Here is a 25,325-nt window from a genome sequence, read left to right on the forward strand (position 1 = left end):
CGGCACAGGTTGGCACTTTATCGGAAGCGGGCCAGGGGGACGCGTGGCGAGGATGAGGCGGTGTCGACGAATCCGCCCTCGCCCTCCGCCTCGCCCTCGGCCCCGCCCTCGCCCTCCGCCTCGCCCCCGATGAACCAGCCCCCACCCCCACCGCTGCGCGCGCCACACGAAACGGCGCCCCAACCCTCCAGCGGCTCCCGCCGCCTTCGCCCCCGCTCCCGCCGCCCCCGCCCCCTCCCCCTCCTCTCCCTCGGCCACGCCTGCGTGGACGTCTATCAGGGAGCCGTCGCCGCCCTCGTGCCGTTCTTCGTCGCCGAGCGTGCGTATACCTACGCCGCCGCGTCCGGCATCGTGCTCGCCGCCTCGCTGCTCTCCTCCGTGGTGCAGCCGCTGTTCGGCGCGCTCACCGACAAGTGGGCGATGCCGTGGCTGCTGCCGGTCAGCACGCTGGTGGCCGGGGTCGGGGTCGCCCTGGCCGGGGTCGGCGGAAACTATCCGCTGACGCTGCTGGCCGTCGCCGTGTCCGGGATCGGCGTCGCCGCGTACCATCCGGAGGCCGCGCGTGTGGCGCGGCAGGCGAGCCGGGGCAGCCACACCGCCATGAGCTGGTTCTCGCTCGGCGGCAACATCGGCTTCGCGGCCGCGCCCCTGCTGGTCGCCGCCGTCGTCGCGACGGGCGGCCTGCGCGCCTCCCCGCTTCTGGTCGTTCCCGCGCTCGGGGGGACCGTGCTGTGCGTGGCCGCGCTGCGGAGCCTCAGGGCGAGGGAGGCCGCCGTCTCGGGGAAGACCACCGCCTCGGAGGAGACCACCGCCCCGGGGGAGGCCACCGTCTCGGGGGAGGCCACCGCCTCGGGGAAGGTCACCGCCTCGGAGGAGGCCACCGCCTCGGGCGGGCCCACCCCCTCGGGGGAGACCAGGGCCCCCGAAGACGACTGGCCGTCCTTCATCAAGCTGTCCGGCGCCATCGTCTGCCGCTCGATCGTCTTCACCGGGCTGAGTACCTTCATCGCGTTGTACGTCCGGGAGCGCACCGGAGGAGGCCAAGCCGCCGGAACCGTCGCCCTGTTCGTGCTCTACCTCGGTGGTGCGGCCGGCACCCTCGCGGGCGGATGGCTCGCCGCGCGGTACGGACGTATCCCGGTCGTCCGGTGGTCGTACGCCGCGACGGTCCTCGCGGTCGCGGGTGTCGTCCTCGCCTCCGGGCCACCGCTGTACGTCTTCGTCGCGCTCGCCTCAGCCGGTCTGTACGTGCCGTTCTCCCTGCACATCACCCTCGGGCAGGACTATCTGCCGCGCCGCATGGGCACCGCGAGCGGCGTCACGCTCGGGCTGACCGTGAGTATCGGCGGCCTCGCGAGCCCGCTGATCGGAGCCGTCGCGGACGCCGCGTCGCTGCGGGTCGCCCTCGCCCCGCTGATCGCTCTGCCCGCCCTCGGCTGGCTGCTTCTCCGCACCCTGCGCGAGCCGGAAGCGGAACCGGTGCGACGCCTCTGAGTCCGGGGGCTCGGGACAGTTGATGGGTCCTGAGGGGTTGTCAGTGCAATTTCACATTACTACGTTACGCATCACATGGCGCGGCGGTGGCCTCAACCGCCGTCCGCAGCAAGCCTGTTGAGCGTGGCATCAGCACGCGGCATCACCCTTTCCCCCACCTCCCACACAGGAGCCCCCGGTGTCCCAGCTACGTCTACCAACCCTGCGCAGATCCGTGCTCGCCGGCGCGATAGCGGCGACCCTCTGCGTCTCCGCCGCCCAGTACGGGCACGCGGCCGACCCGCCGTCCACCGCGGCGGCGAAGCCCCGCACCACCGCACCTACCGCGTCCACCGCACCCTCCGAGCCCAACCCCCTGGACGTGGTCGACCGCAGAGCGAAGGCTCCAAAGCCGGGCGCGTACACCATCCCCGCCCCCGGCGGCCTCAAGGACGGCCGTATCCCCGGCGCTCGTACGCCGAAGCCGAAGGGGCAGGTCAGGGCCGCGGCCGAGGTCGCGCCCTGCACCCTCGACGGCGTCACCGGGCTGTCGCCCGAGCGGTTTGCCGATTTTCTCGCGGACCCGGCCGTCACCGCCGACGGCTGTCTGCGCACCCTCGTCTGGACGTGGGACGCGCGGCTCGCCCCCGTGATGTCGGACGCGCACGTCCAGGCCGTCTCCGGCCGCGTCAGCCACCTCGCGGCCGCCCACGACGGCAAGAACGGCAGCAACCTCCTGGAGTTGCTCACCTATCTGCACGCCGTCGCCTACCAGGACTTCTCGCACGACGAGATCGACGTCACCGACGCGCCGACCGTGGACGCCATGCGTCGCGCCGTCGCCGCGTTCGGCTCGGCGCCCCGCACCTTCGACGTGACCCGCACCAATGCCGAATCGCTGCGCGAGGCGCTCTACGCGGCCAGCGCGCCGGGCTTGCGCCAGCACCAACTGCCCCTGATCCAACGCGTGCTGACCACCATGGACGCCGCCCACCCCGACACGGCGAAGGACACCGCCTGGGCCGGGTCCGCGCTCGCCGCGCTCTCGCTGAGCTACCTCGGCGTGTACCCCGGCAACAAGGACGCCGCCTTTCACGCCGCGGTGAAGGCCGACCCCTCCTATCGTGCCGCTTTCAAGGCCTTCGGCGGGTACACGCACCTCAAGGGCACGAGCAACGCCTGGGTGGTGCGGGACGCGCTGAGCGAGTACGGCAGGTTCGGCCAGATCGACGGGCTCACCGGCGAGATCGTCCCCGGACTCGGCGGCCTGGTCGCCGTCACGGCCCGCAACTTCGGCGAGGGCAGCGCCCCTTGGGCGAAGGTCGCCCTCTGGCTGAACGAGTACGACGCGTGCGCGCCGTACAAGGTGTGCAAGGCGGACATCGAGCGCCGCCTCTTCCCGCAGACGTACGCGTACGACAACGGCGGCATGAAGGTCCGCACGGCGCTGGACCGGAAGACCGTCGACCAGCTCTACTACGCGAGCAAGCAGGTGAAGGCGCAGTTCCACCGGGTCGTCGGAAGCGAGAAGCCGCTCGCCGGCGACCCCAACACCACGCTGACGACGGTCCTTTACGCCTCGCGCGCCGACTACGAGAACTATCATCCGCTGCTCACCGGGATGGACACGAACAACGGCGGCGTCTACATCGAGCGCGGCGCGACCTTCTACACCTATCAGCGGCGAGTCCCGCAGGACTCCTCGCTGACGCTGGAGGAGCTCTTCCGGCACGAGTACACGCACTACCTCAACGGCCGCTGGGCGGTGCCCGGATTCTTCGGAGAGGGCCCGTGGTACCAGGGCGACCGGACGACCGCGATGGACGAGGGAACCGCGGAGTTCTTCGACGGCGCCACCCGTGACGACGGCATCAAGGTCCGCAAGTCACTGGTCCAGGGCGTCATCGACGACACGGCGAACGGCGGCCCGCGGATGACCGTGCAGCAGTTGCTGCACGCCACGTACGACGGGGACGGTTTCCGGTTCTACGACTACGCAGGCACGTTCTTCGAGTTCCTGTGGACCGAACGGCCCGCCCTGATCAAGGAGATGTACCGGTACCTGCGGGCCGACGATCCGGCGCGCTTCGACGGCTGGCGCGACCGGCTCGGCAAGGACCGCGGACTGCAGAGCCAGTACGACGCCTTCCTCGACAAGCAGATCGCGCAGGTCGACGACCTTTTCGTACCCGACACGAAGTACGTGCCGGTCGGCGAGCTCCGCGACACGACCGCCGCCCAGGTCCGCGCCTCCGTCGCGGCGACGACGGGCATCACCCCCGACTGCCGCTCGAACGGAGCGCCCGAGCGTCCGCGGTACACCTGCATGGGCAGGATCACCGCGAACCTCACCGCGGCCGACAACCCCGACACCGTCTTCAAGGACATGTCGGAGACGGTGGACTACTTCCTGCTCGACCGCGCCAAGGCCGGTGACAACAACCTCACCGACATGAACTGCTCGTTCGGCGAGGTGGACATCTGGTCCGACGGGCGCGCGGGCAGCGCGGACTACAGCTGCGAGGGCCCGTTGAAGAGCTAGGGCCGGCGGGGGCGGCGGGTCAGCCCGCCGCCCCCGCGAGCAGCTCCGCCGCCGCGATGCCCGAGACGCGGGTCGCGCCGTGGGTGATCAGGTGGGTGGCACCGAGCGCCTCGCCCGCGGGGACGCCCATCTCGACGACCAGGGCGTCGGGGCGGTTGCGCAGGATGCGGTTGAGGGTGTCGGTCATCCAGCGGTGGCGGGCCGCGTCACGGACGACGACCACCAGGGCGCGGCCCCGCGCCGGGGTCAGCACCTCGCGGTCCAAGAGGTCGGCGCCATGGGTGAGTTCGGGCTCCGTGAGGCGTACGGACGTCGTGCCGGGGCGCAGGTCGCGCAGCGGGACGGCGACGCCCCACGGGGTGACGCCGTCGACGGCGAGGTTCATCGTGGGGGACAGCTCGACGACGTGCGGTACCCCGGCGACGGGGAGCGCGGCGTTCGCCGTACCGGCGCGGTGCCGCACCCGCACCGCGCGGCGCGCCGCGACCAGGCCGATGTCGGAGGGTTCCGCGGCGCGCCCCACGGCCCGGGACCGCTCGCCGGACCAGGCGGCGAACTCCCTTACCCGCGTGCTCGCTTCGGCGAGACGGGCCTCGGGCAGCGTGCCGTCGAGCACCGCCTTCACCAGAGCCGTGGAGAGCAGGTCGAACGTGGACTCGTCGGCGCTCTCGCCGCCCACGCACACCGCGTCCACGCCGCCGGCCACCGCCTTCACGGTCGCGCCGTCGATGCCGTAGCGGTCCGTGACCGCGCCCATCTCGATGCCGTCGGTGACCACGAGACCGTCGAAGCGCAGCTCCCCGCGCAGCAGTTCCACCAGGATGCGGTGGCTGAGGGTGGCGGGCAGGTCCGGGTCGTAGGCGGGGGCGAGCAGGTGCGCGGTCATCACGGCGCGGACGCCCGCCTCCATCGCCGCGATGAACGGCGGCAGCGCGGTGAGCGCGATCTCCTCGGCGGACCCCTTCACCTGGGGCAGGCCGTAGTGCGAGTCGACGACCGTGTCGCCGTGGCCGGGGAAGTGCTTGGCGCAGGCGGCGACGCCGGCCTCCTGGAGGCCGCGGATCCAGGCGGCCGTGTGGCGGGAGACGACGTCGGTGCGGGAGCCGAAGGAGCGCACGCCGATCACCGGGTTGAGCGGGTTGGAGTTCACGTCGGCGCTGGGCGCGAAGTTGAGGGAGACGCCGGCGGCGTGCAGATCGCGGCCGATGTCATGGGCCACCCGCTCGGTCAGGTCGATGTCGTCGACGGCGCCGAGGGCCAGGTTCCCGGGCCGGGACGAGCCGGTCCACGCCTCCAGGCGCGTCACGTCGCCCGCCTCCTCGTCGATGGCGACGATCAGGTCCGGGTTCTCCGCGCGCAGTGCCGAGGTGAGCCGCGCGACCTGCTCGGGCGTCTCGATGTTCCGCGAGAACAGCACGACGGAGCCCAGGCCCTCGGAGATCCTGCGGCGCACCCAGTCGGGGGCCGTGGTGCCCTCGAAGCCGGGCTGCAGCACGGAGTGGGCGAGGTGCTCCAGAGTCGGGTCACTGCTCGATGCCATGGCGCGACCTCCGAAGTTGCGGCTGAGTACGGGAGACGTACGGTGCACGGGGTGTGCGGGGTGCACGAGGTGCATGGGGGGAGCGGGTGAGCGGCGGGGCTTCTGCTGATTGGTCCAGGCCAATCGGATAGTGGATATTGGCTCGTACCAAACAGGGCTGTCAAGGAGTCGGAACAGGTCGAGGCGGTCGAAACCGCCGTGTCGGGGCGATAGTTGGGGAATCCTTGGGACTTCCGCAGATCGCATCCGCTGAGAGGAGAGGGCCATGCGCAGGTACGAACTCGTCGGCAGGCGCGACATCAGGCTGGTCACCGATGTCGCGGTGCCGGAACCGGGACCGTCGGAGGTCGTCGTCCGCGTGCGGGCCTGCACGGTCTGCAACCGCAGCGACCTCGCCTACTTCCACTACCACGGTCTGCGCGAGCACTGCTCCCAGGGCTGTTTCGGCCACGAGATCGCCGGCGTCGTCGAGGCGACCGGCGCGGGCGTACGGCGTGTCGTACCCGGGCAGCGCGTCTTCGTGCGGACCCCGCTGACCACCGGATACGCCGACTACGCGCTGGCCCGTGAGATCTCCGTGGGGGTGCTGCCCGACGACGTCCCCTTCGAACAGGGCGCGATCCTGCAGCTCCTTCCGCTGGCCGTGCACGCCACCCGCGGCATCCGGCTCGGCGACCGCGTCACGATCGTCGGGCAGGGGCCGGTGGGGCAGATGGCGCTGCGGGCCGCGCTGGCGCGCGGCGCCGCCGAGACCGTCGCCGTCGACCTCGACGACTGGCGCCTCGAGCGCTCCTCCGCCGCGGGCGCCGACGCCGTACGCCGCGTCGACGGCAGCCCGGAACAACTCGCCTCGGTCGGCGCCGACTTCGACGTGGCCGTCGACGCCGTCGGCACCCCCACGACCCTCAACGCGTGCGTGAACCTCGTACGGCAGAACGGCCTCGTCGTCCTCCTCGGCACGCACCACGTCGACACACACGTCACCGTCGACCTCGTCACCTGGGAGCGCAAGGGGCTGCGGGTGCACAGCTCGGCGGAGCCCCTGGACACCGCGCGCGCCGACGCGCTCGCCGTCGCTGAACGCATCGCCCACCGCCGCACCGACTCCCTGCGCCTGCCCGACCTCCACACGCACACCTACCCCCTCGACGAACTCCCCAAGGCCATGGAACAGCTCTCCGCCAGCCGCTCCCTCTATCCAGACGCCGAACAGGCCCCCTACGCAGGGCCGCCGCCCGAGACCCTGAAGGTGGCGATCGTCCCCTGAACGCGCGGAGGACCGTCGGATGAGGTGGGCCATCGCCGGTTACGGCGACATCGTGACGCGCCGCGTGCTGCCCGCCCTCCACGCGCTCGGCGAGGAACCGGTGGCCCTCTGGGGCCGCGACCCGGACCGTGCCGCGCGCACCGCCGAGCGGTACGGGGTCGCGAGGTCCGGCGCCGACCCCGACGTGCTTCTGCCGGGCATCGACGCCGTGTATGTCGCCACGCCCGTCGTGCACCACGTGCCGGTCGCCCGGTTCGTGCTGGCGGCGGGGGTGCCCGTGCTGATCGAGAAGCCGCTCGCGGGCGGCCTCGGCACCGGGGGCGCGCTCGACGGGGCGGGGTGGCGCGCGGGCGTCGCCTACTACCGCAGGCTCGCGCCCGCCGTGCGACGGCTGCGCGAGGAGCTCGGCGGATGGACACCGGAGCGGGTCGAGGTGCGGTTCCGCTGCGCCTTCGAGCCGGGGCCCGCCGATCCGATGCGCTGGCGCACCGATCCCGCCGTGTCCGGCGGCGGAGTGCTCGCCGACGCCGGGAGCCACCGCATCGATCTGCTGCTCCATCTGTTCGGACGGCCGTACGCGCTGACGGCCCGGTACGGCCGGCGCTTCCCGCGCGGGGCCGAGCGACAGGCCGAACTCGTCCTGCGCTGGCGGTCCGGGCTCCGGGCGCACTGCCTCATCGAGTGGAGTGACGGGCCGCCCGTGGACCGGTTCCGGCTCACCGGCGGCGGCCGGACCGTGACGCTCGACCCGCTCGACTCGGGCCGCCTCCAAGAAACCATGGGGCCTCCTGTCCTGTTGCCTCCGGCGGCCAACCCCCACCAACCGCTGCTCGCGGACTTCGCGGCCGCCGTGGCGACCGGTACCGCCCCGGTCTGCCCGGTGTCCGAGGGCCGCCTCGTCGATGACGTGCTCGTCGCGGCGGAACGCTCCGACGCGGCGGGAGGAAGAGCCGTCAGGCTATGAAAGGGCAGGGCTCACGCCCCGTCGTCCGCCGACCAAGGGCGGAGCCAGCGAGGGTCCGGAGTGTCGGCCGAGCGTACGAAACGAATGTCGACGGAGAGCCGCATGGCGTCCGTCGTCGTGTCCAGGGACGCGTGGATGATGCGCGGCAGGTGCACCATGACGTCGCCCGCCGCGAAATCGGCGTACAGCCAGCGGCGGCCGAGCGTGCGGGCGGTCAGCTCCAGGTCGTGGCAGATCTGCCGGCGGTCGCCGGGCCGGTCGGTGATGTCGCGCAGCGGGGCGTACTCCTCCGGCGGCAGCCGGTGCGAACCCTCCAGGTAGACGAGGGCACCGGTCCGCGGCGGGCAGTCGCCGGCCGGGATCCAGAAGGTGACGACGCGCGGCGAGCCCTCGTCCATGTAGTCGAAGTCGACATGGGCGCGGGAGGCGCGCCGTGCGCCCCGGTGGAAGTGGCGCAGGATGCGGCGCGGCAGCATCCGGGCCTTCGCGCCGAGGAGTTGAGCGGCGAGGGTGGAGAGGACCGGGTCGGCGACGAAGCGGTCGAAGGCCGGCGAACGGACGAACGCGTACGCAGGGTGCCCGGCCACCCCGTACTCCGGAACGTCCTCGGGCACCCGGCCGGAGAACACGCCGTCCTCGGCGCTGCTGCCCGGCGCCAGCAGGCCCGGCGGGAAGAGCGAGAAGTACGCGCCGCGCAGCCGGAGCACCTCCGCGCGGTCGAGCAGGCCCGGCAGATACAGATAGCCGTCCGCGTGCAGCCGTTCCCGCAGCGCGCCGAAGTCCCGCGGCGCGCCGCTGTCCTGTGGTGGCCTCAGCAGGTCCGTGCTGGGCCGCAGCGGGCCGAACAGCTCCGGCGTGAAGGGTATGGGTACGCCGTTCGACGACAGGTTCACGATGCGTGTCCCTCGCTCCAGCGGTCAGTGGGCCGGCCGGCGGACCGGCCGGGGACCGGTCAGTAGACGCCTTCCACCGCCTCTTCGGCGGCGCCGGCCTCCAGGAAGGGCCGCACGGCGGCGACCCCCTCCCAGGGGAACCACGGGTGCGGGCCGGTCCTGACCGCGCTGTCCCGCTCCAGGAGGTTGGGCAGGAAGAGGTCCTCCAGAAGAGTCGTGGCACGCACGCGGCCCCGCTGCCCGACCTCGACCTCGCGCCACGGGTCGGCAGGGTCGACGACCTGCAACACGGCGAAGGGCGGCGGCAGATGGTAGGAGTGCCCGGTGCCGGCGGGCGCACCCGGCACCGGGTCGGCCTGCAGGGCGTGGCCGACCAGCGTGTTGCCGTAGGTGTCGATCCACTGCACCCCCGGCAGATGCTCCTCGCGCAGGAACTCGGCCTCGGCGGCGGTGCACGAGGTGCCCCCGGTGCATACGGCGCGCATGCCGTACGTGTGCAGGGGGCGCGGCAGCCGCATCGCGAGCTCCACGAGCAGCCGCGACGTCGTGAAGAGCAGCGAGGGGCGTTCGGCCGTGAGCAGGGTGAGGGTCTGGTCGACCAGGTGCGCGGTGTAGGCGCCGGCGTCGCCGCCCGAGCGCAGCGCGGCCTTCACCCAGCGCGGGTCGAAGTCGATGGCGTGCACGGCGCCGTGCCAGCTGTCGGCGAGGCCCTCCACGAAGTGCCCGTACGCGTGCGGCCCGCTCGGCGTCATCGCGAGCACGTCGCCGCCGGCCACACCGCGTGCCTCCAGCACCGTGCGGTAGATCTCCACGTCGTACGCGAGGCGCGTGACGTTGACGATCCGGCAGGGAGCGCCCGTGCTGCCACCGGTCTCGAAGACCCGGAAGGGGCGGTCGCGGTAGCCGCGGGGCCGCAGGTCGCGGGCGTGCGCGGCGCGCAGCTCGGCCTTGTCGAAGAGGCCGAAGCGGGTCAGGTCGGCGAAGCCGCCGATGTCCCGGACCGGATCGAAGCCGAGCTTCTCGCGCCGCGCGACCCAGAAGGGGCTGCCGGTCTCCGGGTCGAAGTGCCAGCGCATCATGCGGCGCGTCCACGTGTCGAGGTCGACACCGAGCTCCGGAACGCGCTCGCGCAGCAGGCCGGGCAGGGCGTCGAAGGCGGTGGTCATGCGGGGCCTCGCTTCGCTGGGCGGTACACGAACAGGGACGCGGCGGTGACGGCCCGCGCGGCCTCGGGTGAGGCGCTCAGGACGGCGGCCGACGGGAACGGGACCTCGTGACCGATCAGGGGGTGGGAAGGGTCGTCGCCCGTGAAGTGCCCTGCGAGCAGCGTGAGATGGGGCAGCACGTACACGTCGCCCGCCGCGCCCACCTGTATCGGTGGCCGGCGGGTCAGGACGCGGTCGTCGGGGTGGAGGCGGTCACGGATGGTGCGGGTCGCGTGGTCCGCCGCGGCCGGGTCGCGGAAGGCCGTCAATGGCCAGGGCCCGTCCGGGGGCAGCGCGTCGAGGGCGGCGGCCAGCGCGAGGGCCAGCTGCTCCGCCGCGCCCGGCTTCTCGCACACGACGGTGCGTACGTTGCTGCAGAACCGCCCCGAGTCCGCCGCCACCAGCGGCAGCAGCCACGCCACCGCCTCGTCGACCGGCATCTCCGGCGGCACGAGCGCGCAGCCCCGGCCGGGGCCGTGCAGGGTGAGTGAGGGGGCCCCGCCAGGGGTGCCGACCGTCGCGGCGAGTCCCGCGCCGCCGTAGACGACCTGTCGGTCCGTGAGCCGCAACAGGCCCGGCAGCGCGTGCTGTTCGGACGGGTACAGGCCGAGGCGGGCCGGTGGCCAGCCCGCCGCGAGCAGTGCGGCGACGAGCCGGGCCGCAGAGAGCGGTTCGCGTCGGCTGGGCCGCAGCCACACGCCCGCCGAGCGCTCGGCCTGGTCGCAGACCGACTCCAGGCAGGTGAAGGTGTTGCCCGGCAGCGCGACGAGGGCCAGCCGTCCGTCGGGCTCCGGGGCCTCGTCCTTCGTCGCGACGCGGTCACGCAGCATCGCGCACCACCGGTCGACCAGCGGGCCCGGCAGTCCCGCGCTCTCCCACAGCGCCGTGCGGAAGTCCGCGGCGCTCTGCTCGCCGATGCCGCCCACGGTGACGGTGCCGTGGGCGAACAACTCCAGTGCGGTGAGTAGGAGTTCGCGCCGTCCGGTGAGGTGGGGCAGGGAGGGCAGCGTGCTGTCCCACCACCGGCGGTCCGCGTCGGCGACGATCTCCGGTACCAGCGCGAGCTCCCTGCCCGGGGGGCCGGGCAGCGGCGCGCGGTCCAGGGACGTCCGCCACTCGCCCCGGCGGAACGCGGAGAGCACGACGGGCACGGTGGTCATGGCGGTCACGGCATTCGCGGCGGTCACGGGAGCTCGGCGCGCAGCGCGGCGACCACTCGTATCTGCTCGGCCTCCGTGAGGGACGGGTACAGCGGCAGGGCGATGTGGTGCCGCGCGAACCAGCGGGCCCGCTGGAACGGCCCCTCCGCCGCGCCCTGTTGGCGCTGCGGGGCGAAGTGGGGGTGGTCGCACAGCAGATGGTCGTAGACCTCGCCGGCCAGGGACACGCCGTGCCGTTCGCGGAGCCGCTTCTTCAGGAGCGGGCGGTCCAGCGGCCCGTCGGGGTCCAGGTAGGCGAGGTACTTGTAGTAGTTGCTGCCCACCGCCGCGGGCACGGCGTGCGGCCGGACTCCGGGCACGTCGGCGAGCAGCGCGTCGTACCGGGCGGCGAGCGCGCGGCGCGCGGCGAGGGTGTGAGGAAAGCGTTCCAGGTCGACCGTGCCGACGGCGGCGTGCAGTTCGCTCAGCCGCCAGTTGCCGCCGGGCCGGTCGTGCAGCGTGGAGCCCTGGGCGCTCTTGCCGTGGTCGCGCCAGCGCCGCACCTGCTCCAGGTCGGCCGCCGACGCGGCGGACAGCAGCCCGCCCTCACCGCTGATCGCGACCTTCGTGGGGAAGAAGGAGAAGGCGCCGAACCGGCCGAAGCTGCCGGCCGGGCGCCGGTCGAGCGTGGCCCCGAAGGCGTGCGCGGCGTCCTCCACGACGGGGATGCCGCGCTCCTCGCACTGCGCGAGGAGCGCGTCGAGCGAGGGGGCGACGATGCCGCCGATGTGCACGGGCAGGACGGCGGCGGTGTCGGGGTGCCGGTCGAGGGCGGCGCGCAGGGCGTACGGGTCCATGCCGAGGCCGTCGAGCTCGATGTCGACGAAGCGTACGGCCGCCCCGGCGCGCACGGCGGCCGCAGCCGTCGCGAAGAACGTGTTGACCGGCACGAGCACCGTGCGGCCCGCCACGCCGATGACGCGCAGCGCGATCTCCAGGGCCGCCGAGCCGGACGCGACCGCCGCGGTACCGGTGCCGGTCCAGGGGCGGGCGAGCTCCTCGAAGCGGGCCACCTGCGGGCCCTGCGTGAGGATGCCGGAGGCGAGCGCGGTGTCGACGCGGTCGAGCACGGCGCGCCGTTCGGACACCTCGAAGTGGATGCGTTGAGCCGGTACGTCGGGAACCGGGCCTCGGGGTGCCGGCCCGGCCAGCGCGCGTGTGAAGAAGTCCGTCGCGTGGCCGACGTGCGTGCCGTGTCCCATGGGGAGTGCGTGGACCTCCGCGTCGGCTCCGGCGGCCGCGTACGCCTCTTGGACCACGTCCGCCGCCGCCCGCGCGTCGGCCGGTTCCAGGTAGGAGTCGGCCGTGCCGTACTGGAGCTGGAGCGGGGCAGGAGCGAGGGCGCCGTACAGGTCGGGCAGGTCGGCGTACTCCAGGATGCCGGGGAGCACCGCCCCCTCGTGGCCGGTCAACAGCCTTTCGTACAGGGCCTGGTAGCTGCCGACGTGGCTGGCGGCGCAGAGCGGGATGCCGTCACGCCCGGTGAGCGGGCCGGCGAGCAGCGCGGTGTGCAGGGCGACCGCCGCGCCGAGGCTGTGGCCGAACAGGCCGACGCGGTCCGGGTCGACGAGCGGATGGGCGGCGAGGACGTCGAGCGCGCCCAGGGAGTCACCGGTGAGGGCGCCGAGCAGGGAGCGGCCGGTCAGCGCGAACGCGTGGGCGAGGAGCGTCCCTTCGTCCCGTCCGGCCCGGCGCTCGGCGTCCATGCCGCCGCCGATGCCGTGGTCGAAGGAGAGCGTGACGAAACCGGCGTGCGCCAGCTGCTCGGCGACGTTGCGGTCGGGGTGGTCCGGCGGCACGTCTCCGGTGAGCTGGTCCAGGCGGGCGTTCTTGCCGCCGAGGACGAGGACGCCGGGAAGGGCGGTGGCGGCCCGCGCGGTGCCGGCCGGCGCGAGGAGGGTGCCGTGGAAGGCGCCGCGTACGGGCGACTGGAGCAGGAGCCGCTCGCGGTGGAGGCCGTCGCGCACGGAGACGGTCGTTTCGGCCGTGGTGAGCGGGACGCGTTCGACGCGGGCCAGCCGTTCGACGACGGTACGCACCCGGCGGGCACGGGCCGCGTGGTCCTCGGTGCTCTTGGTGTGCCGCAGGGCGGGCTCGGCGGCGAGGAGCCCGCGCAGGTGACGTAGCTGCATGCGCGGCTCAGACGAAGTCGCCGTGCAGGGTGCTCGGCACTTCCAGCGCGTAGGCGTCCAGGGCCTCGTCGAGTTTGATCTGGCCGCGTTTGAGGAGTTCCAGGAGTTCGTTCTGCGGGCGGTAGAAGCAGGACTTGCACAGGTCGGTCCTGCGCGGGTTGGACGCCTCCCACTCGGCGCGCGGCCCGCCCTCCAGGACTTCCGCGTATCCCTGTTCGACGACATTGCCGATCAGATAGCGGCTGTTGAGATGGACCTGCGGGCACGGGTAGAGATTTCCGTCGGCGCCGACGGCCGTGACGAAACGGCTGTAGTGGCAGCGCTCGAAGTCGCCCTCGACCTCTTCCACCTGGTCCATCGGACCGCGGTCCAGTTTGGGCACCGACACCTCGAAGGCGTCCGTGGAGAGCGCGGCGGCCTGGCGGAGGGATTCGGAGATCTCCGGCATCACGGATTCGATGGTCTCGTGGCCGAGCGCGCTGTAGAACTCGGGCTCGAAACGTACGTAGTGCGCGCCGGACTCACGGGCGATACGGGCCGCCTCGATGATCTCCCGGTAGTTCTGCAGGGTGATGACGTAGTTGAAGCCGATGCGGAAGTCCGGGGCGGCGGCGTTCTCCCTGAGCCTGCCGACCGAGCCGATGAACTTCGAGAACGTCTGCTCGCGGTCCCGCGTGATGTCGTCGAAGGTGGCTTCCGTGCCGGCGTTCAGGCCGATGCGGACCCAGGTGTGGGTCTCGGCGACACAGTCGGCGACCTTCGGGCGGCCCAGGCGCGAGCCGTTGGTGATCAGCCCGATGCGCAGCCCGGCCGCGTGTCCGGCCCGGCAGATCTCCGCGTACCCGGGGTGGATGGTGCACTCGCCGCTGCCGCAGAACGTCACGGCACGGCCGTCGTTCGCGGCGAACTCGCGGAGCAGCGTGACCGCCTTGTCGGTGGCGATCGAGTCCTTGAACGAGAACAGGTCGTAGAACTGCTCTTCGTTGGGAGAGTGGAAGTTGCAGAAATTGCACCGCATATTGCAGGCGCCCATGATGCCGATCCGCATGTGGACCGGCTTGATCTCGTCGCCCGCCACGAAACGGCGCAGCAATTCACCGTGGGCCAGGACCTTCTGCGGTGAGTGCGCCTGATCGAGGCTGACGACGGGCAGGCCTTCTCTGTTCTGGGGGGCCGCCATTCCGATGTCGCCGGCACCAGCTGTGCTGTCCACGAGCCCCCCACGCATGATCGATGTGCGATGTGGTTCTTCGAGCGATGCCTGGGACATTAGGGAGCCGCGCAAAGGCTGTCAATGGGTCTAGACAACCCGGTGGTTGATGACGGAATCAAGGGCGCCGGTCTGTCGGAAGAGCCGTCCCACGTGGTAATCGAGGACGCCTCGCACCTCCGCCAGGGAGCGCCGGCCGTGCACGACGTCCATGCCGAGGCCCGTCGCGCCCGACACCAGCAGATCCGCCTCGTGGCGCGGATCGAGGCCGACGGCGGTGGTGCCCGCCGCCGCACCAGCCGCGATGAGCTCCGCGACGAGCTTCTCCAGCGGCTGCTCGTCGTGCAGGAAGACCGCCGCGAGCTCCGGGTCGGTGAGGCTGCGGGCGTAATAGGCGGCGAACACCCGCAGCGCGTCGGTCCGTTGGGCGTCAAGAGGCAGAAACTCGTCGAGTACGGCGCGCAGCAGGGCGCGGGGGTCCGAGATGCCCGCGGGGATGCGGGAGCGTGCGCCGCGCTCGTTGTCCTCGTGCAGCAGACGCAGGGCGGAGACGAGGAGCTGGTGCTTGCTGTCGAAGTGGTACTGCACGACGCGCAGCGAGACTCCCGCCTCGGCCGCGATCCCACGCATGCTCGCCGCGTCCAGGCCCCGCTCGGCGGCGATGCGCCAGACGGCCTCGGCGATCAGGCGGCGCCTGCGCGCCCGGGTGTCCGACGGCCGGGCCCGTGCCTCGGCGGGGACGGGCACGGGAGGGTTCTTGCGCCGCCGGTACGCCCGGGCCTGGCAGCTCCGCGAGCAGTAGAGGGCGGGCCGGCCGCGCCGCCCGGCGGGCAGCGCGGCGCCGCACATCCGGCACCCGGGCACACTCTTTTCGTCACGCACGCTCTCCATTCTAGAACTTGGAAAGTGTGACGTAATAGCAGGTCAGCGTGACTATCATGAGATTTCGGCGCGCCACGGCTGATACGTTCGTAACGTGAAATACGACATCCTGCAGATTCTCGGTGCCGTACTGACGGTCGTCTTCGGCCAAGGCGCGATCCGGCTCCTGATCGACCACGACCACTCCGGCCTTCTCGGGTGGCTGCCCGGCGGCTTCCCCGTGCTGATCGTCGCGTACGTCGCGCTGACCGCCGTCGGCGTCCTGCTCGCCGGCTGGTCTCACACGCGGGCGAAGGAGCTCGGCCGCCGCGGCTAGCGGGGCGCGAGCGTCTCGGTGACCGCGGTCGTCACGGCCGTCTTCTCGATGCCGAGGCCGGAGAGCGGGCCCGTGCCGTCCTCCTGCTCCAGGAGCGCCAGCAACAGGTGCTCCGTGCCGACGTGGTTGTGCCCGAGGCGCAGGGCCTCGCGGAACGTCAGCTCCAGCACCTTGCGCGATTCCGCGTCGTACGGGACGAGGGCGGGCACTTCGGCGGCCGGTGCGGGCAGCGCCTCTACGGCCGCCACGCGTACGTCGTCCAGGGAGACGCCCAGCGCCACGATCGACCGGGCGGCCACCGACTCCGGCTCGCTCAGCAGGCCCAGGAGCAGATGCTCGGTGCGGATCTCGGCGTGCCGCGCGGTCTTGGCCTCCTCGTGCGCGGCCATCAGCGTCTTCTTGGCGCGCTCGGTGAAGCGGCTGAAGCCCTGGCTGGGGTCGAGGTCCGACGGCTCGCCCGGCTTCTTGGGGACGAACCGCTTCTGTGCCGCCTGCCGGGTGACACCCATGCTGCGGCCGATGTCGGTCCACGACGCGCCCGAGCGCCGCGCCTGGTCCACGAAGTGGCCGATGAGGTGGTCGGCGATGTCGCCGAGCTGATCGGCGGCGATCACCGCGTCGGACAGCTGGTCGAGGGCGTCCGTGTGGACCTTCTTGATCGCCTCGATGAGGTCGTCGAGGCGGACCGGGGGAGGGGGTGTGGTGCCGTCAGATCGCGTCATGTGACAACCGTAGGTTGACAGTTGGGAGGGTGTCAACCCTCGGTTGACGGGCGCGCGGCTCCGGTCGCCGCGTCCGGCCGGGCACGGCGCCCGCCCACACCGCGACCGCTCCCACTGTGGTGTCCGCGACCATGGGAGAGGCCGCCCCCGGCTCTCTAGCGTGCCGGGCATGACGAGCGAACACTTCACCGGGCGTACCGCCCTCGTGACCGGTGGCGGGAGCGGTATCGGGCGGGCCTGCGCCGAGGCGTTCGCCGCCGCCGGCGCCGTGGTCCACGTCGTCGACGTCGACGCGGAGTCGGCCAAGGCGGTGGCCGACTCCGTCGGCGGCGTACCGCACGCCGTGGACCTCACCGACGCGGACGCGGTCCCCGGGCTGCCCGCCGCCGTCGACATCCTGGTCAACAGCGCGGGAACCCAGCACGTAGCCCCCATCGAGGAGTTCGACCCCGCCCGTTTCGCGCTGATCCAGCGCCTGATGGTCACCGCGCCCTTCCTGCTCCTGAGGCACTGCCTGCCGCACATGTACCGGCGGCGCTGGGGCCGGGTGGTGAACATCTCCAGCGTGCACGGGCTGCGGGCCAGCCCCTTCAAGTCCGCGTACGTCGCCGCGAAGCACGGCCTGGAGGGGCTCAGCAAGGTCGCCGCCCTCGAAGGCGCCCCGCACGGGGTCACCAGCAACTGCGTCAACCCCGGCTACGTCCGGACGCCGCTGGTCGAGGGGCAGATCGCCGACCAGGCCGCCGTGCACGGCATCGCTCCGAAGGACGTCGTCACGGACGTCCTGCTCGGCCGTTCCGCGATCAAGCGGCTGATAGAACCGTCGGAGGTCGCCGCCGTCGCGCTCTGGCTCTGCGGCCCGCACACGGGTTACGTCACCGGTGCCTCGCTCCCCGTGGACGGCGGCTGGGGGGCGAGTTGAGTACCCCGAACTGCCCGTGGAAAACCCTGGGTTCGCCCGCCGGCCGAAGTGGTTGAACCGCGGAACCACCGATTCACGTGGCCCGCGTCCGAGGTCGTACGTCCCACCCGCCCCGCCCGGCACGCGGAGCCCGGCCGCCCACCCCGGCCCCCGGCCCCGGACTCCAGGGTTTTCACGGTCGCCCCCACCCCTGCGGGGGTCCAAGGTATAGCCACGGTCGCGGAGCCGCGGCGGACCTGAAAACACCGACAACGGGGGGAAGAGACCGGTGACCGGACGTACTACGGGGGTGTACGCACGGGTGGTCCGCTCAGGAACGGGGGAGCGACCGTCGCGAGGGCGGGGGACGGGGGTGCCCGACGGCACCCCCGCTCGGGTGCGGGACCTCTTCAAGGTCGGGCACATCCGACTGCTGCCGGTGCGGCTGTGGGTCGCCGGCCGGCGGCGTGCGGTTGTCCCGGGACTCGTACTGTTCAGCCCCGACGGCTCGGTCGAGGACCGGACCGCCTTCGCCCTTGTCGGGGGCTCGGAGGCGGGCACCGGGCGTACCGGGTGCCCGGCGGAGGAGGGGCGGTGAAGCGGGGTGACGGGGGTGCGGGGGCGCCCGACGCGATGGGTGCGGTCGAAGCGGCCGGAGCGGCCGCAGCGGCCGGACCGGTCGAAGCCGCCGGAGCCGTCGGAGCGACCGGGGCGGCCGGAGTCGCCAAAGCCGCCGGAGCGGCTGGAGCCGCTGAAGTGACCGGAGCCATCGGAGCGGCCGAAGCCGCTGAAGCCGTCGAGGCCGCTGAAGTGGCCGGAGCCGCCGAAGCCGCCGAAGTGGCCGGAGCCATCGAAGCTGTCGGTGCGACCGGTGCGACCGGTGCCGCCGGAGCCGCCGGGGCAACCGAAGCGGCCCGAGCGGCCAAGGCGGCCGAAGCCGCCGAAGCCGCAAAGGCGGCCCGCATCCCGACGGCTCAAGCCGCCGAGGCCGTCGAAGCCGCCGAAGTGGCCGGAGCCATCGAAGCTGTCGGTGCGACCGGTGCGACCGGTGCGACCGGTGCGGTCGAAGCCGCCGGAGCCGCCGGAGCCGCCGGAGCGGCCGGGGTAGCCGGAGCGGCCGGGGTAGCCGGAGCGGCCGGGGTAGCCGGAGCGGCCGGGGCAGCCGAGGCGGCCGGTCCGGCCGAAGCCGCCGGAGCCGTCAAGGCGGGCCGCCTCCCGAAGGCGGCCGGCGTCGTCCTCGTGGTCGGCAGTGGCGGCCAGGAGTACCGCGAGTACCTGCTGAGGTCGGCCGCGCTCCGGGTCGACCTCTGGCTGCTCGACGCGGTGGCTCCCAGCTGGCAGACCCCGCACCTCACCGGCTTCACCGAGGTCGACCCCGGTGACGTCAGCTCCCTGATCCGGGCGGCCCGCGCGGTCGCCGAGGTCAGGAAGGTGCGCGGTGTCCTCTGTCACGAGGAGGCGCTGATCCTGCCCGCGGCCCGGCTCGCCGAGGCCCTCGACGTGCCGGGGCCGTCCCTGACCGCCGTGCGCAACTGCCGCGACAAGCACCGCACCCGCGCCCTGCTGCGCGACGCCGCGCTCCCGCAGCCCCGGCACGCCCTGGTCGCCGACCTCGGGGAGGCGGCCGCCGCGGCCGAGTGGATCGGCTATCCCGTGGTGGTCAAGCCGCGCGGTCTCGGCGCCGGCAGGGGCGTCGCGCTGGTCCGGTCGGCGGACGACCTCCGGGACCTGTTCGCCGAGGCGCGGGCGGCGCACTGGCCGGGAGTCCCGACGTACCGCGTGGGGATCCTCGTCGAGGAGTACCTGGACGGGCCCGAGATCAGCGTCGACGGCGTGGTCCACCGGGGCCACTACACGCCCCTCTTCGTCGCCCGCAAGCTCACCCGCAAGGAGAGCGGCCTCTCGCCGTACTTCGAGGAGACCGGTCACCTGGTGAGCGCGGACGACCCGCTCCTGCACGACCCGGCGCTGCGCTGGGTGCTCGCCAAGACGCACCGGGTGCTCGGCATCAGCGACACCATGACGCACACCCAACTCCGCCTGACGGCGCGGGGGTTCGTGGTCGTGGAGGTGAACGGACGGCTCGGCGGCGACCTCATCCCCCGCCTCGGCGCGCTGGCGACCGGCATCGACCCGGGCCTGGTGGCCGTCGACGCCGCCCTGTGCGCCCCGCCCCGCCTCACGCCCGACCGGACCCGCACCGCCGGCATCCGGTTCCTCCACCCGCAGGAGCACTGCCGGGTGGACCACGTGACCGTACCCGAGGCCGACGCGGCGAAGGGGCTGCTGCGGTCCGTGGCCCTCGCCGCGCCCGGGGACGAGCGCGGCCTGCCGCCGCTCGACCATCTCCAGCGGTACGCGTACGTCCTGTGCGAGGCTGGCACGCCCGCCGAATGCGCCGCGCGCCTGGACGCGGCGGCGGACCAAGTACGCCTCGTGGCGCGGCCGTTGACCGTGCCGCCCGACGAACGAGCCGCTTCGTGAGAGAAGGGTCGGGATCAGAGAAGAGATGACGAGCAGCGAGCCCGACCCAGCCCCCGACCCAGCCCCCGACCCAGCCCCAGCCCCAGACCCGGCCCCAGACCCGGCCTCAGACCCGGCCTCAGACCCGGCCTCAGACCCAGCCGCCGCCACCGACGCCGACTGGTACGAGAGGTCCGGTGTACGCAGCGGCCCCCACCGCACCGTGACCGGCCCCCTCGACCCGGCGACCCGCTTCTTCCCGCCCCACCTGGTGCCGTACTGGAGCCACCCGCTGGTCCGCGAACTCCCCGACCGGCGCCGCCACGAGCTGCTGGCCCGGCACCTCTACCACTACCTGACCTTCACCGCCCACTTCGAGACCCGTGTGGTCAACCGGGCCACCGAGCGCATCGCCGACGGCCGCACCGGGCTCGCGCTGCCCGCCGCGGTGCGCCTGGACGCGTACCGCATCTACTGCGACGAGGGCTACCACGCCCTCTTCAGCCTCGACCTCGTCGAGCAGATCGCCGCGGCGACCGGCATCCCGCCGCTGCCGTACGCCTTCGACCCGTTCCTGCGCCAGCTCGACGGCATCGGATCCGAACTCCTGCCGGGCGAGCCGCTCTTGGCGCAGTTGTTGCAGGTCGTCGTCGTCGAGACCCTCGTCGCGCCGGTCCTGGCCGAAGTGCCCGCGGACCCTGCCGTGCTGCCCGTGGTGCGTGACGTCGTCCGTGACCACGCACGGGACGAGGGCCACCACCACGTCTACTTCTCCCGCTTCTTCGAGCGGCTGTGGAGTGACTTGCCGACGCCGCTCAAGCGGCGCGCAGCCCGGTCGCTGCCCGAGCTGATCGTCGCCGGTCTCGCGCCCGACCTGCGCCCGGTGGGCGCCGCGCTGACCGTGGCGGGGTTAGGCGCCGACGCCGTGCGGCAGGTCATCGCGGACAGCTACCGCACCCGGAGGAGCGCGGCCGCGAGCCGGTCCACGGCGACCCACACGGTCCGGCTCTTCCAGGACGCCGGGGTCCTCGAACTGCCGGGCGCCACCGAGGCGTTCGCCGAGGCGGGCCTCCTCCCCGGCACACCGGACCGCCCGGCGCCACCCTCGGAGCCGTGATCACCGGCACGCTTCGGGCGCTCAGACCTGCGAGACCTCCGAGGCCCGGGCGAGCAGCCGGACCAGTTGCGCCCTGCGGTGCACCCCGTCGAGCTTGCGGTAGATGTTGCTCAGGTGGAACTCGACGGTCTTGACGCTCAGGAAGAGCCGCTCCGCGACCTCGTGGTTGGTCAGGCCCCGGCCGACCACCAGCGCGACCTGCAACTCCTGCGGTGTCAGCCGCTCCAACGGTGCCCGCTCCGGGCGCACTTCGGTGCCGCCCGCGGCGTGCAGCTCGGCCGCGACCCGCGCCGCCCAGCCCGCCGCGCCGAGCCGCTCGAACGTGGCGAGCGCCCGCTCCAGGAGCCGCCGCGCCTCACTGCGCCTGCCCTGCCTGCGCAGCTGCTCGCCCCACGCGAACTCGGTCCGCCCCCGCTCGAAGGGCACCGGACGCTCGGACAGCAGCGCGAGGGAGCGCCTCATGTGCCGGGACGCCGCCTCCGGGTCGCCGGGTTCGAGCAGTCCGCGGCAGCGGGCCGCCGCCCCCGCGGTGACGGGCCGGTGGCCGCGCCCCGCCTCGTACTCCAGGACGTCGAGGACCTCGCGCGCCTCGTCGGTCCTGTGCAGGTGGACGTACGCGTCCGCGAGGTCGGCCGCCCACGTCAGATACAGGCCGTCGCCGCGCCCGTGCCGCTGCGAGAAGGCCCGCACCTCCTCCAGGTGGTGCACCGCCTCCTCGAAACGGCCGAGGCCCAGCTCCAGGAGGCCGAGCCCGCCGAGCGCCCGCGCCGCGTCCATCTGCAGCTCGGTGGAGGCGGCCCACTCCATGGCCTGCGCCGCGTGCCGTCGGCAGTCCTCCTCGCGGTTCAGCACGGCCTCGGTCTTGACCAGGGCGGGGAGCCCGCGCGACACCTCGATCAGCTGGCCGCTGGCCTCGGCGAGCCGCACCGCCTCGTCGGCGTGGGCGAGCGACGTCGTCCAGCGGCCCCGCCAGAACTCGACGACGGACAGCGTGCACAGCAGGTGTGAGAGCAGTCCCACCGCGCTGGAGGCGCGCGCCGTGTACGCGGCCCGGTCCAGCATGCTGTGCGCCTCGTCGAGCTCCTCGGCGGCGAGGTGGCAGAGGCCGCCCACGCCGGCGAGCGGGTAGGGGAAGGCGGGGTCGGGCGAGGCGAGGGGCTCCGCCAGCTCGCGCAGGAGCGCGCGGCCCGCCTGCGCGTCGCCGCCGAGCAGCAGGACCAGGGTGCGCAGGAGACGTACGGGCAGCAGCGTCTCGTGTGCGGAGTCGGCGAGGTCCATCGCCGCGGCCGAGGTGCCGCGGGCCGCGGTGAGGTCGCCGACCGCCAGCTCGGTGAGCGCGATGCCGCCGAGCATGATCGCGGCGAGCGCCGGGTCGACCTTCTCCGCCTCGTCGACGGCCGACCTGAGCAGCTCGCGGGAGCGGGTGGGGCGGCCGCGCTGCACGTCGAGGTAGCAGCGGAGCTGGCGGATGTCGAGCTGCGTGCCGAGCTGTTCGGCGTGCTCCAGGGCGCGGTCCAGGATGGCGGCCGCCTCGTTCAGCGAACCCGCCGCCTGGGAGGCGCGGGCCGCGCACAGCAGCCGCTCCGCCTTGTGCTGCCCCGCGGGGGTGAAGCGCGCGGCCCGTTCGTACAGCCGGGAGGCCAGCGGGTAGGCGAGGGTCTCGGGCGCTCCGGAGGCGGCGTTCTCCAGGAGGGACGCCACGTGTTCGTCCGGCTCGGCGCCCGAGGCGGCCAGGTGCCAGGCGTACTGCTCCAGGGCGGGGGCGGTCGCCCCTTGCAGGGAGCGGGCGATGGCGTGGTGGGCGCGGCGCCTGCGCACGGGTGTCGCGCCGTGGTAGACCGCCGAGCGCACCAGTGGGTGCCGGAAGGCGTAGCCGTCGCGTTCCTCGACGACCAGACCGGCCTCCTCGGCGGCCTCCAGGGACTCGTAACTGAGCCCGTGCGCCCGCAGCGCCGCCTCGGTGCCCGCGAGCGGCCGGGTGCCGAGGACGGCGAGGAGCAGCATCGCGTCCTGTGCCTCCGAGGGCAGCCGGGCCACGGCGCTGCCGAAGGTGTGGGCCAGCATCTCGCCGATGGGCAGGGGCGCTCCGGAGCCTTCGCCTTCGTCGTCGCCGGCGCCGCTGCCGGCCAGCAGGGCGGGGAGTTCGATGAGGGCGAGGGGGTTGCCGCGCGCCTCGGCGAGGAGCCGGGCGGCCTCCTGCTCGGTGAGTTCGGCGGTGCCCTCCTCGGCGATCAGGCGGTGCGCGGACTCGGGGTCGAGGCCGGTGAGGGTGAACGTCTCGACGGAGGCGAGCCGGGCCACGGCCTCCTCCGACTCGTCGCGTGCGGTGAACAGGACGACGACGCCCTCGCGGCCCAGCCTGCGGGTGGCGAAGGCGAGCGCGTCCAGGGAGTACGGGTCGAGCCAGTGCGCGTCGTCGACGGTGACCAGGACCGGGCCCTCCTCGGCGAGCGCCCCGAGCAGGCTGAGGGTGCCCGCGGCCACCGCGAACCGGTCCTGGGCGACGGCGGGTCCGAGCGCGAGCGCGCCGGTGAGCGCGGCGGCCTGCCGCTCCGGTATGCGGTCCAGGAAGTGCAGGACGGGCCGGAGCAGATCGGCGAGGCCCACGTAGGGCAGGTCCGACTCGACCTCGACGCCGCGGGTGCCGAGCCGCAGCAGGTCGTCGGCCCGCTCGGCGACGTAACCGACGAGGCTGGTCTTGCCGATGCCCGCTTCCCCGCGGATGAGCAGGGCGCTGCTCTCGCCCCCGCGTGCCTTGTCGATGAGAGCGAGAAGACGAGCGCATTCCGCGGAACGCCCCAGGAGCATGCGTAAAGCGTACCGGCGGTGCATGACTTCGGAGAGGCGTGGAAGGGGACGTTTCTTTTCTTCTCGCGGCGCGCCTCTGTCAACCGTGGACGTGCCTCGCTACCCTCCGCGCATGATTCCCACGGTGGTCTGGGGCACCGGCAACGTCGGCCGTGCGGCCGTCCGTGCCGTCGAGGCCCATCCCGGCCTTACGCTCACGGCCGTGCTCGTGCACGACCCCGCCAAGGTCGGCCGCGACGCGGGCGAACTGGCGGGCTTGCACCACGCGTTGGGCGTGCTCGCCACGGATGACGTCGAGGCGGTCCTCGCCGCCGAGCCGCGCGCCGTGGTGTACGCGGCCTCCGGCGACCTGCGGCCCGACGAGGCGCTCGCCGACGTCGTCAGGGCGGTGGGGGCAGGCGCCGTGGTCGTCACACCCGCGCTGTACGCCCTCTACGACGTTCGCTCCGCGCCCCCGGAGTTCAGGGACCCGGTGCTCGCGGCCGTCGCGGAGGGCGGCGGCTCGCTCTTCGTCTCCGGCGTGGACCCCGGCTGGGCCAACGACGTGCTGCCGCTGCTGGTCAGCGGCCTCGGTTCCACCGTCGACGCGCTCCGCTGCCAGGAGGTCTTCGACTACTCGACGTACGACCAGGAGGACTCGGTCCGCCATCTCATCGGCATGGGGCACCCGATGGAGTACGAGCCGCCGATGCTCGCGCCGTCCGTCCCGACGATGGTGTGGGGCGGCCAGATCAGGCTGCTGGCCAGGGCCCTCGACGTACAACTCGACGAGATACGCGAGACGTTGGAGCGGCGGGCACTCGACGCCACCGTGCGCACGCGAACCATGGGGAAATTCGCCGCGGGCACCCAGGGCGCCGTGCGCTTCGAGGTGCGGGGCATCGTCGGGGGCGAGCCCCGCATCGTCATCGAGCACGTCACCCGCATCCATCCGTCCTGCGCACCGGACTGGCCCCTCCCGCCGGACGGGGGCGACGGCGCCCACCGGGTGATCGTCGAGGGCCGGCCGCGCATCGAGGTCACGGTCGAGGCCACCGACGAGGACGAGAACCGTTCCGCGGGCGGCAACGCCACGGCGGTGGGCCGCCTGGTGAACGCCGTCGACTGGCTCGTCGACGCGGAACCGGGCCTCTACGACGCGCTCGACGTCCCGCTGCGCCCGGCAGCCGGCCGACTGGGAAGGAAGTGACCCGTGAGCGGACCCCTGCGCATCGACATCCCCGAGGGCCAGGACGCGATCCCCTACGTGTGGGGCGACATGGTGCCCGGGATCGGGACGGCCGCGTCGAACTTCTCGCTGGCGGTGTACGCCCACACGACCCTGGGGCTGCGCGAGTTCGAGGCGGCGCGGCTGCGCGTCGCCCAGATCAACGGCTGCGTGTTCTGCCTGGACTGGCGCACCGAGCGCGACGGCGAGAAGGTCGAGGACGGCTTCGCCGACGCGGTGACCCAGTGGCGCACCACCGACTCCTTCGACGACCGCACGAGGCTGGCCGCGGAGTACGCCGAACGGTACGCCCTGGACCACCACAACCTCGACGACGCGTTCTGGACGCGGATGACCGCGCACTACAGCCAGGCCGAGATCGTGGAGCTGAGCATGAGCATCGGGTCGTGGCTGGCCTTCGGCCGGCTCAATCACGTGCTCGGCCTCGACACGGTGTGCGTGCTGCCCAAACCCTGACCGCTGC

At 73.2% G+C, this 25,325-nt stretch carries 20 protein-coding genes; 11 read left to right on the forward strand and 9 right to left on the reverse strand.

Annotation, left to right across the window (positions count from 1 at the left end; translation table 11 throughout):
• Positions 1-264: 264 nt before the first annotated feature.
• Positions 265-1,494: an MFS transporter gene (locus ACI2L3_RS21085; protein WP_404753884.1), complete on the forward strand. Its 1,230-nt coding sequence runs from the start codon at positions 265-267 to the stop codon at positions 1,492-1,494.
• A 178-nt stretch (positions 1,495-1,672) separates the two neighbouring features.
• Complete coding sequence (locus tag ACI2L3_RS21090) at positions 1,673-4,015, forward strand: collagenase (protein WP_404753885.1); 2,343 nt, start codon at positions 1,673-1,675, stop codon at positions 4,013-4,015.
• A gap of 19 nt (positions 4,016-4,034) precedes the next feature.
• Here the strand turns inward: ACI2L3_RS21090 and ACI2L3_RS21095 are convergent, their stop codons facing one another.
• Entirely contained in the window at positions 4,035-5,555 is a 1,521-nt protein-coding gene (locus ACI2L3_RS21095; protein ID WP_404753886.1) for a glycoside hydrolase family 3 protein, read from the reverse strand.
• Between the two features lie 265 nt (positions 5,556-5,820).
• Here ACI2L3_RS21095 and ACI2L3_RS21100 point away from each other — a divergent pair, with 265 nt between their 5' ends.
• A complete protein-coding gene (locus ACI2L3_RS21100; protein WP_404753887.1) occupies positions 5,821-6,822 on the forward strand; it encodes a zinc-binding dehydrogenase in 1,002 nt (333 codons plus the stop codon).
• A gap of 19 nt (positions 6,823-6,841) precedes the next feature.
• On the forward strand, positions 6,842-7,786 hold the full coding sequence (locus ACI2L3_RS21105) for a Gfo/Idh/MocA family protein (protein WP_404753888.1): 945 nt from the start codon (positions 6,842-6,844) through the stop codon (positions 7,784-7,786).
• An 11-nt stretch (positions 7,787-7,797) separates the two neighbouring features.
• On the opposite strand, the gene ACI2L3_RS21110 is transcribed toward ACI2L3_RS21105, so the two are convergent.
• The 6 genes from ACI2L3_RS21110 to ACI2L3_RS21135 all read right to left on the reverse strand — a co-directional run bounded on the left by ACI2L3_RS21110 (position 7,798) and on the right by ACI2L3_RS21135 (position 15,307).
• On the reverse strand, positions 7,798-8,679 hold the full coding sequence (locus tag ACI2L3_RS21110; RefSeq protein WP_404753889.1) for a phytanoyl-CoA dioxygenase family protein: 882 nt from the start codon (positions 8,677-8,679) through the stop codon (positions 7,798-7,800).
• A 59-nt stretch (positions 8,680-8,738) separates the two neighbouring features.
• Positions 8,739-9,845 carry a hypothetical protein gene (locus ACI2L3_RS21115; protein ID WP_404753890.1) on the reverse strand — a complete coding sequence of 369 codons (1,107 nt, stop codon included), beginning with the start codon at positions 9,843-9,845 and terminating at the stop codon, positions 8,739-8,741.
• Complete coding sequence (locus ACI2L3_RS21120; protein WP_404753891.1) at positions 9,842-11,044, reverse strand: hypothetical protein; 1,203 nt, start codon at positions 11,042-11,044, stop codon at positions 9,842-9,844. Before ACI2L3_RS21120 ends, ACI2L3_RS21115 begins: the two co-directional genes overlap by 4 nt.
• Positions 11,045-11,067: 23 nt before the next feature.
• Entirely contained in the window at positions 11,068-13,215 is a 2,148-nt protein-coding gene (locus tag ACI2L3_RS21125) for a DegT/DnrJ/EryC1/StrS family aminotransferase (RefSeq protein ID WP_404753892.1), read from the reverse strand.
• A 7-nt stretch (positions 13,216-13,222) separates the two neighbouring features.
• Positions 13,223-14,428 carry a radical SAM protein gene (locus ACI2L3_RS21130; protein WP_404753893.1) on the reverse strand — a complete coding sequence of 402 codons (1,206 nt, stop codon included), beginning with the start codon at positions 14,426-14,428 and terminating at the stop codon, positions 13,223-13,225.
• A gap of 87 nt (positions 14,429-14,515) precedes the next feature.
• On the reverse strand, positions 14,516-15,307 hold the full coding sequence (locus ACI2L3_RS21135; protein WP_404753894.1) for a TetR/AcrR family transcriptional regulator: 792 nt from the start codon (positions 15,305-15,307) through the stop codon (positions 14,516-14,518).
• Between the two features lie 94 nt (positions 15,308-15,401).
• On the opposite strand from ACI2L3_RS21135, the gene ACI2L3_RS21140 reads away from it, so the two are divergent.
• Entirely contained in the window at positions 15,402-15,623 is a 222-nt protein-coding gene (locus ACI2L3_RS21140; RefSeq protein ID WP_404753895.1) for a hypothetical protein, read from the forward strand.
• Here the strand turns inward: ACI2L3_RS21140 and ACI2L3_RS21145 are convergent.
• Complete coding sequence (locus ACI2L3_RS21145) at positions 15,620-16,345, reverse strand: Clp protease N-terminal domain-containing protein (RefSeq protein WP_404753896.1); 726 nt, start codon at positions 16,343-16,345, stop codon at positions 15,620-15,622. The two genes, ACI2L3_RS21140 and ACI2L3_RS21145, sit on opposite strands and share 4 nt — an antisense overlap.
• Before the next feature lie 169 nt (positions 16,346-16,514).
• Between ACI2L3_RS21145 and ACI2L3_RS21150 the strand changes: the two genes are divergently transcribed.
• From ACI2L3_RS21150 to ACI2L3_RS21165, 4 genes are all read left to right on the forward strand, one after another.
• On the forward strand, positions 16,515-17,267 hold the full coding sequence (locus tag ACI2L3_RS21150; RefSeq protein WP_404753897.1) for a 3-hydroxybutyrate dehydrogenase: 753 nt from the start codon (positions 16,515-16,517) through the stop codon (positions 17,265-17,267).
• Between the two features lie 352 nt (positions 17,268-17,619).
• Positions 17,620-17,844 (forward strand): hypothetical protein, encoded by a 225-nt coding sequence (locus ACI2L3_RS21155; protein WP_404753898.1) that lies wholly within the window; start codon positions 17,620-17,622, stop codon positions 17,842-17,844.
• Positions 17,841-19,730: an ATP-grasp domain-containing protein gene (locus ACI2L3_RS21160; protein ID WP_404753899.1), complete on the forward strand. Its 1,890-nt coding sequence runs from the start codon at positions 17,841-17,843 to the stop codon at positions 19,728-19,730. The genes ACI2L3_RS21155 and ACI2L3_RS21160 overlap by 4 nt, the downstream gene beginning before the upstream one ends.
• A gap of 202 nt (positions 19,731-19,932) precedes the next feature.
• Positions 19,933-20,826 carry a diiron oxygenase gene (locus tag ACI2L3_RS21165; protein ID WP_404753900.1) on the forward strand — a complete coding sequence of 298 codons (894 nt, stop codon included), beginning with the start codon at positions 19,933-19,935 and terminating at the stop codon, positions 20,824-20,826.
• 21 nt (positions 20,827-20,847) lie between these two features.
• Here the strand turns inward: ACI2L3_RS21165 and ACI2L3_RS21170 are convergent, their stop codons facing one another.
• The gene (locus tag ACI2L3_RS21170) at positions 20,848-23,634 is read right to left on the reverse strand and encodes an AAA family ATPase (protein WP_404753901.1); all 2,787 of its coding nucleotides are present in this window, start codon (positions 23,632-23,634) and stop codon (positions 20,848-20,850) included.
• A 112-nt stretch (positions 23,635-23,746) separates the two neighbouring features.
• Here ACI2L3_RS21170 and ACI2L3_RS21175 point away from each other — a divergent pair, with 112 nt between their 5' ends.
• Both ACI2L3_RS21175 and ACI2L3_RS21180 read left to right on the forward strand, forming a co-directional pair.
• The gene (locus tag ACI2L3_RS21175; protein ID WP_404753902.1) at positions 23,747-24,823 is read left to right on the forward strand and encodes a dihydrodipicolinate reductase; all 1,077 of its coding nucleotides are present in this window, start codon (positions 23,747-23,749) and stop codon (positions 24,821-24,823) included.
• Positions 24,824-24,892: 69 nt separating this feature from the next.
• The gene (locus tag ACI2L3_RS21180; protein WP_404754041.1) at positions 24,893-25,318 is read left to right on the forward strand and encodes a carboxymuconolactone decarboxylase family protein; all 426 of its coding nucleotides are present in this window, start codon (positions 24,893-24,895) and stop codon (positions 25,316-25,318) included.
• The last annotated feature ends 7 nt before the right edge of the window (positions 25,319-25,325 follow it).

Origin of the sequence: Streptomyces sp. NPDC029674 (assembly GCF_044903205.1) — a bacterium.
GTDB lineage: Bacteria > Actinomycetota > Actinomycetes > Streptomycetales > Streptomycetaceae > Streptomyces.

Bases quoted from the DNA above. Each gene is read 5' to 3' on its own strand.
- ACI2L3_RS21095 (WP_404753886.1), bottom strand. From the start codon at position 5,555: ATGGCATCGAGCAGTGACCCGACTCTGGAGCACCTCGCCCACTCCGTG.
- ACI2L3_RS21100 (WP_404753887.1), top strand. From the start codon at position 5,821: ATGCGCAGGTACGAACTCGTCGGCAGGCGCGACATCAGGCTGGTCACC.
- ACI2L3_RS21105 (WP_404753888.1), top strand. From the start codon at position 6,842: ATGAGGTGGGCCATCGCCGGTTACGGCGACATCGTGACGCGCCGCGTG.
- ACI2L3_RS21115 (WP_404753890.1), bottom strand. From the start codon at position 9,845: ATGACCACCGCCTTCGACGCCCTGCCCGGCCTGCTGCGCGAGCGCGTT.
- ACI2L3_RS21120 (WP_404753891.1), bottom strand. From the start codon at position 11,044: ATGACCACCGTGCCCGTCGTGCTCTCCGCGTTCCGCCGGGGCGAGTGG.
- ACI2L3_RS21125 (WP_404753892.1), bottom strand. From the start codon at position 13,215: ATGCAGCTACGTCACCTGCGCGGGCTCCTCGCCGCCGAGCCCGCCCTG.
- ACI2L3_RS21145 (WP_404753896.1), bottom strand. From the start codon at position 16,345: ATGACGCGATCTGACGGCACCACACCCCCTCCCCCGGTCCGCCTCGAC.
- ACI2L3_RS21150 (WP_404753897.1), top strand. From the start codon at position 16,515: ATGACGAGCGAACACTTCACCGGGCGTACCGCCCTCGTGACCGGTGGC.
- ACI2L3_RS21170 (WP_404753901.1), bottom strand. From the start codon at position 23,634: ATGCTCCTGGGGCGTTCCGCGGAATGCGCTCGTCTTCTCGCTCTCATC.
- ACI2L3_RS21175 (WP_404753902.1), top strand. From the start codon at position 23,747: ATGATTCCCACGGTGGTCTGGGGCACCGGCAACGTCGGCCGTGCGGCC.
- ACI2L3_RS21180 (WP_404754041.1), top strand. From the start codon at position 24,893: ATGGTGCCCGGGATCGGGACGGCCGCGTCGAACTTCTCGCTGGCGGTG.